The following is a 6,301-nucleotide window of genomic DNA, read 5'->3' as shown; positions in this document are numbered from 1 at the left end:
GCGCGCTATCGCGCCTCGGTCGGCGACATCCTGTTTCGCATCGGGAACTACACGCTGTTCCTGCTGTTCGCGCTCATCTGCGCCTACCCGTTCTACTACCTGATCATCAACTCGGTCAGCGCCAACGACGTCTCGGCGCTGGGTGACGTGCGCCTGTGGCCGGTCGGGTTCCACCTGTCGAACTATGGCCAGGTGTTCCAGCTGCCCGGGCTGCCGATGGCGGCTGTGGTCAGCGTCGGGCGCACCGTGATCGGCACGGTGCTGACCGTGCTGGCCTCCGCGTTCCTCGGGTTCATGTTCACGCAGACCCGCATGTGGGGCCGCAAGTTCTGGTACCGCTTCCTCATCATCACGATGTACTTCAGCGCGGGCCTGATCCCGGTGTTCATCATCATGAAGACGCTGGGGCTGACCAACAACTTCTGGGTGTACGTGTTGCCGTTCGTGGTGCAGCCGTTCAACGTCATCCTCGCGAAGACCTACGTCGAGTCGATGCCGCGAGAGCTGCAGGAGGCCGCCGAGGTCGACGGCGCCAACATCCTGCAGGTGTTCTTCCGCGTGTACCTGCCGAACATGACGCCGATCCTGGCGACCATCGCGATCTTCAGCGCGGTCACGCAGTGGAACAGCTTCCAGGACACCCTGATCTACATCACCGACCAGAGTCTGTACACGCTGCAGTACCTGCTCTACATGTTCATCAATCAGGCGTCGAGTCTCGCCCAGGCGGCGCAGAACGCCGGCGGCAATCTCGGGCAGATAGCCGGGGTGGCGACCCAGCAGACGCCGACCTCGATACGCATGACCGTCTCGGTGCTGGTCGTGCTGCCGATCATCTTCATCTACCCCCTGTTCCAGCGCTTCTTCGTGAAGGGCATCATGCTGGGCGCCGTCAAGGGTTGACGGCGGCCACGCACCACCAAGAAAGGAAAGCAATGAAGCTTCGAAAAGCGATGGCGGTCGCCGCGGCCGCAATGCTTGCTGCCGGCGCTCTCACCTCATGCACGGCATCTGCGGACGCTCAGCGTGAAACCATCTCCGAGTTTCCCCAGGCCTGGGACAACGAGATCACGATCGACGTGTTCTCGAGCCTCTCCAATTACATGGGGATGCAGGAGGGCTGGTTCGCCAAGATCGTCAAGGACAAGTTCAACATGAAGCTGAACATCATTGCCCCGAACGTCGCGGGCGGTGGTGACACGCTTTTCAACACACGCGTCTCGGCGGGCGACCTGGGCGACCTGATCGTCACCGACAAGGGCAATCGGCTGGACGAGCTCATTCAGGGCGGACTCGTGCTCGATGCGGCGTCGTTCTATCCGGCGATGGAGAATCTCAATCGCTTCGATCCCGCGGTGCAGCACCTGAGCGAAGAAAACGACGGGATGTACGCCCTGCCTACGCAGGTCTCGTCGATCAAACCGTGGGAACCGTCGGAGGGTCTCGACCCCACGTTCGGTCCATTCCTGCGCTGGGACTATTACAAAGAGCTCGGCTACCCCGAGATCGGCACGCTCGAGGACCTGCTCCCCGTGCTCGCCGACATGCAGGCGGCCCATCCCACGGCCGACAACGGTCAGCCCGCCTACGCACTGTCTCTGTTCAAGGACTGGGACGGCAACATGATGGTGATGGGCAAGCAGCCCGCGTGTCTCTACGGCTACGACGAACTCGGCTTCGTGCTGGCCAAGGCCGACGGTTCGGACTACCAAAGCATCCTCGACTCGGATTCGCAGTATGTGCGTGCGCTCCGCTTCTACTACGAGGCGAACCAGCTCGGCCTGGTCGACCCAGACTCAACGACGCAAAACTACGACACGATGTACTCGAAGTACCAGAACGGCCAGGTGCTGTTGTCGTGGTGGCCGTGGCTCGGCCAGGCGGCGTACAACACAGAGGCGAATCTTGCGGCCGGCAAGGGGTTCATGATGGCGCCGCTAGCAGACCAGCAGATCTTCTCGTACGGCGCCGAAGCGTATGGTGCCACCCAGGTTTTCGCCATCGGCTCCAAGGCCGAGGACCCGGAGCGGGTCGCGGCCTTCCTCGACTGGCTGTACTCGCCTGAAGGCGCCTACAGTGGCGCCAACCAGGTGTCCGGTGCCACGGGGCCTCAGGGGCTGACCTGGGACCTCGCCGACGACGGACCCACCCTTACCGACATCGGGCAGCAGGTGTTCCTCGAGGGCGACGCCGACGTGCCCGCGGAATGGGGTGGTGGCAAGTACGTTGCGGGCGCGTCGGCGCTCAACACCACCTCGGTCCTCCCCGCCGATATCGATCCGACGACCGGCTTGCCATACAGCTACAAGTTCTGGCCGAGCTACCAGGAGCTCCTCGCGAATCCGGTTGTTGATGACTGGTCGGCTCAGATGGGCGGTGCGACCAGCACCATGGACTATCTCAAGACGAACGACCAGCTGCTCGTCGGCGCGGGCGCCGGCTACGCGGCACCGGCGGACGACTCGCAGATCGAGACTCTGCGGAACCAGATCAAGGAGATCGTCGTCCAGTACTCGTGGCAGTTGGTCTACGCCGAGAACGACGCACAGTTCGAGTCGCTACTGACTGAGATGCAGAACACGGCGAACGGGCTTGGTTACGAGAAGGTTCTCGAGGTAGACCTGGCGAATGCGAAGGAGCAGAACGACGCGCGAATCGCCGTCGTGGAAGCCTTCCAGTAGTATCCGTCAGTCCACATGTGGAGGGCTCGGGCTGCGGCTCGGGCCCTCCCGTCATGCGGGACCCGAGTAGCCTCGCAAGCCGGTTCCATCCCGCCGTCCGGGTTGCCCGCCGGGCACGGAGGATCATGATCTCGTGTGCGAAGAATCTGCGAACAACTGAACAGCCCCGAGCCTCGTTGCACGTAGTCCCACGTCGCCTCCAACTGCGTCGAATCAACGCCAACGCACTTCACTGGACCTTGACGCAAGCCAAGAGGCGGGGTTCAAATCCCTCCGTCTCCGCAAAAAAGCCCAGGTCAGAGCGTTGCCGGCGACCGGGACCAGTGTCACGCCACTACGGACCGCGTGCCGCGCGAGCGCCGGGCTGCAACTGGGCTCCGCGGCGGCCGCCCCAATTCGGCGTGCCAGTACGCGGCATCCTGACTTCCGACCCGGACGATCCTGTCGTCGGCTGGGGGCGCGTGCCAGAGCTGGATCGTGTACCAGTCGACGATGCCCTCGGCGAACTCGCCGGCCTGACCGGCGTCCCTGCCACTCGCGCTGACGCGAACCCGATATGTGCCCGAAGGAACGTCGAGTGTGCCGCTCGACTCGCCGGCCCACGTCTCCCAGGACAGGCCGCCTTCGCTCACTTCCAGTGAGACTTCGACGATGTCTTCCGCCTTGTCCAGGTCAGGCTCATCCTGGTGCAGTTCAATGCTTACGGCCGAGCCGCCCGATCGTCGGGCAAGCACTACATGGACCACCCCGGGAACAGCGGCGCCCACCCAACCGTTTGTCTGGCCGGCGAAGAACCGGTTGGCATCCCCGTCGAAGCCGTCAGCACCCTGGAGAATCGTGAACTGGCCGTAATCCGTGCGCACCACCTCGTCGAGAAGTATCAACACGCGCTCAGGCTAGCGACACGACCCAACGCGTGCGCAGGTCGACCGATCATCGGATGCTGCAATTAGTCCCAACCGTTACGCGTTGACCGCTCGGGCCAGCATTGTGCTCTCGCTGCTATGACTCCGCTGCCGCCGTAGTGTTGATGATTCGGGTTATCTCGCCGAGCTGCACGCCCATCGCGGTCGCCGTCTCACACCGTACTTCGCAGGACCTTCACATCACCGAAAGGCAGCAGCGCATGCGCGTCACTCCCCGCGTCTGGATCGGCTTGACGATCTACGTTGGTTACGTCTTGGTCATCTACGTCGTCTCAAGACTCAGCGGAGTGGCATACACAGACATCGGGAAGTCCGCCGAGTTCACCTGGCGTGGAGCGGTCCTCGACCTCGCGGTCGGCGCCGTACTACTTGCCATCACCACATGGCTGTTGGGCTGGTGGAAGCCCGCGCTCTTCGAGCGAAAGCGTTCGCATCACAGGTGGCCGATCTTCGTCCCCGCGATCATGCTCGTCGTTGCCATCCTGAACCTTTCCAATACCGACTGGTCCAAGTTCGACGCATCGTTCATTCTGTCCCTCCTCGCTCTCGGGATCGCCGTCGGGTTCTGCGAAGAACTGCTGTCACGAGGTCTCCTGCTGACGGCGTTCCGCTCACAGCTGTCCGAAGTTTGGGTGTGGCTGCTCACCTCGCTTCTCTTCGGCGCCATGCATTTGATCAATGCCGCCCTCGGCGCCCCCCTCGCGAGCACACTCGGACAAGTACTCATCGCCGCGATGTCGGGCACGTGCTTCTACATCGTGCGACGGGTCACGGGCTCACTCATCTGGGCGATGGCGCTGCACGGCATCTGGGACGTGTCCGCGTTCTCGGTCGGCTTCGCCCCGCTCGGCCCCGCCTGGGCGACTTTCCTCACGCCAGTCATCGGCCTTCTTGCTGTCGCTGTTGTTTACTGGGTCATCAAGGGCACCGACGAGAAACCGATCGCACTGACTACCGCCACGACGAGCGTTCGACGGTAGGACCGACGGACGACGAACCGCACCCCGCTAGGCCGCCAAGCACCCCACGAGGCGCGTTGAACGACCCGTGATCGGGCCATCACTGACGACTCGTTCGGTCCTAAGCACACGCTCGATCGCGGACCCGACCGGCGGGCGTGGCGTGGATCTGGTGGAGCACTCGCGTTCGCGTATCGATTCGTTGACGGCCTGGAGATCGACTCTGTTCGGAGCCCGCGACCTCCTAAGCCCGCAGCTGAAACGCCAACAATAGTCATTGACAGGAATATTCGCGACGGTGAATACTTTCATCATGCTCGAATGGCTGACAGCACTCTCCGACACGGCACGATGGCGAATCGTCCGTCTCCTCGCGGACCGCCCCCGCTCGGTCGGCGTCATCGCCGAACTGACGGGGCTGCGGCAACCGCAGGCGAGTAAGCACCTGCAAACCCTGGAGCGAGCGGGACTCGCGGTCTCTCGTCGGAGCGGGCAGCGACGCATCTATGCGCTCGAGCCCGAGGCCATGCTGGCATTGGGTTCCGAAATCACGCGCCTGGCGGAGGTCGCAGCCGACGGCAGGGCGCTCTTCGATAGGTACGCATCGGCCGTCGAGGCGGAAACCGTGGCCGCTGAACACGGCCGCTGGCCCGACGAGCGCGACTACGTCTTCCGACGGACTCTCCCAGCTTCCACCGCCACCGTCTGGCGATACCTCAGCGAGCCGGAACTTCTCTCCCAGTGGTGGGCACCCGCAGATCTCCGACTGGCGCACCTGGAGTTCGGCCCCCAGCCCGGTCAGCCGATCAACCAGACCTACGTCGACGCTGACGATCGGAGCGGCAAGGACGGCGTGATTGGGCACGCGATCGGTGCCATCGAGCAGGTCGATCCCCAAGCCCGCCTGACCTTCGTTCTCTCCCCGCTGCTCGCCGACGGAAGCACCGCTTTCACGGCCCACTATGTCTGGCTCCTCGGGGCGACCGAGGCCGGAACGGATTTCGAGATGCGCCTCCGCATCACGGACACCTCCGCGCCGTCCGCGGAGTTCATCGCCGGTATCGAGCTCAGTTGGGACCAATGCCTCGACCGACTCGTCTCGCAGCTTGCAGCGATCATCAATGAAGGGGAACCGAAATGACCACCACCGACCGTCGCGTCGTCGCGAACATCGCCGTGAGCCTGGATGGGTTCTACGAAGGTCCCGGAGGCCCGTCGGACATGTCGTGGCTCATGCCCTACGCGGTCAGCGACGTCGCCGCGACCACCTCACCGGACTCTGGCAGAACGCCACGACCGCACTGCTCGGACGCACGAACGCGGAAGGCTTCTTCAGCTACTGGCCGACAGTCGCTGACGACGAGAACGCGGACCCGAGGGACCGTGGGTACGGAGCATGGATGCGCGACACGGAGAAGGTGGTGCTCTCCCACTCGCTTCACTCCGCGCCCTGGCCCAATGCGAGAGTCTTCGACGAGCCCGCCGCCGACGTCGTCAAACGACTGAAGCAGGAACCGGGTGGCGACATCGTCGTGTTCGCCAGTGCAAGTGTGATCAAGGCGCTCCTCGCCGCGGATGCCCTCGACCGGCTCTCAATGACCGTTTTCCCGAAGATCCTCGGCGGCGGAAAGCGTCTCTTCAACGGCGAGGCTCCGGCGTCCACCTGGACACTCACGAGCGTGACGCAGGGCGAAGGCGTCGTAGCGCTGACCTATGACACGAGTCGCTGATGGAC

At 63.6% G+C, this 6,301-nt stretch carries 6 protein-coding genes; 5 read left to right on the top strand and 1 reads right to left on the bottom strand.

Annotated features, from left to right (window positions below; translation table 11 throughout):
- Both B2K11_RS14180 and B2K11_RS14175 read left to right on the top strand, forming a co-directional pair.
- A partial coding sequence (locus B2K11_RS14180) for a carbohydrate ABC transporter permease (RefSeq protein WP_204260141.1) occupies window positions 1-903 on the top strand: 903 nt, incomplete at its 5' end.
- A 50-nt stretch (window positions 904-953) separates the two neighbouring features.
- Complete coding sequence (locus tag B2K11_RS14175) at window positions 954-2,681, top strand: ABC transporter substrate-binding protein (RefSeq protein WP_239526070.1); 1,728 nt, start codon at window positions 954-956, stop codon at window positions 2,679-2,681.
- A 326-nt stretch (window positions 2,682-3,007) separates the two neighbouring features.
- Here B2K11_RS14175 and B2K11_RS14170 read toward each other — a convergent pair whose 3' ends face one another.
- Window positions 3,008-3,568 carry a hypothetical protein gene (locus B2K11_RS14170; RefSeq protein ID WP_163618997.1) on the bottom strand — a complete coding sequence of 187 codons (561 nt, stop codon included), beginning with the start codon at window positions 3,566-3,568 and terminating at the stop codon, window positions 3,008-3,010.
- 239 nt (window positions 3,569-3,807) lie between these two features.
- Between B2K11_RS14170 and B2K11_RS14165 the strand changes: the two genes are divergently transcribed.
- From B2K11_RS14165 to B2K11_RS14155, 3 genes are all read left to right on the top strand, one after another.
- On the top strand, window positions 3,808-4,587 hold the full coding sequence (locus tag B2K11_RS14165) for a CPBP family intramembrane glutamic endopeptidase (protein ID WP_239526069.1): 780 nt from the start codon (window positions 3,808-3,810) through the stop codon (window positions 4,585-4,587).
- A gap of 277 nt (window positions 4,588-4,864) precedes the next feature.
- Entirely contained in the window at window positions 4,865-5,707 is an 843-nt protein-coding gene (locus tag B2K11_RS14160; protein ID WP_204260140.1) for a metalloregulator ArsR/SmtB family transcription factor, read from the top strand.
- Between the two features lie 85 nt (window positions 5,708-5,792).
- Entirely contained in the window at window positions 5,793-6,296 is a 504-nt protein-coding gene (locus B2K11_RS14155; RefSeq protein WP_204260139.1) for a dihydrofolate reductase family protein, read from the top strand.
- The last annotated feature ends 5 nt before the right edge of the window (window positions 6,297-6,301 follow it).

This window comes from Microbacterium sp. B35-30, from assembly GCF_010634855.1.
In the GTDB taxonomy this organism is placed as follows: domain Bacteria; phylum Actinomycetota; class Actinomycetes; order Actinomycetales; family Microbacteriaceae; genus Microbacterium.
The sequence above is the reverse complement of the archived record's forward strand: the minus strand, read 5'-3'. Positions and strand labels throughout refer to the sequence as shown.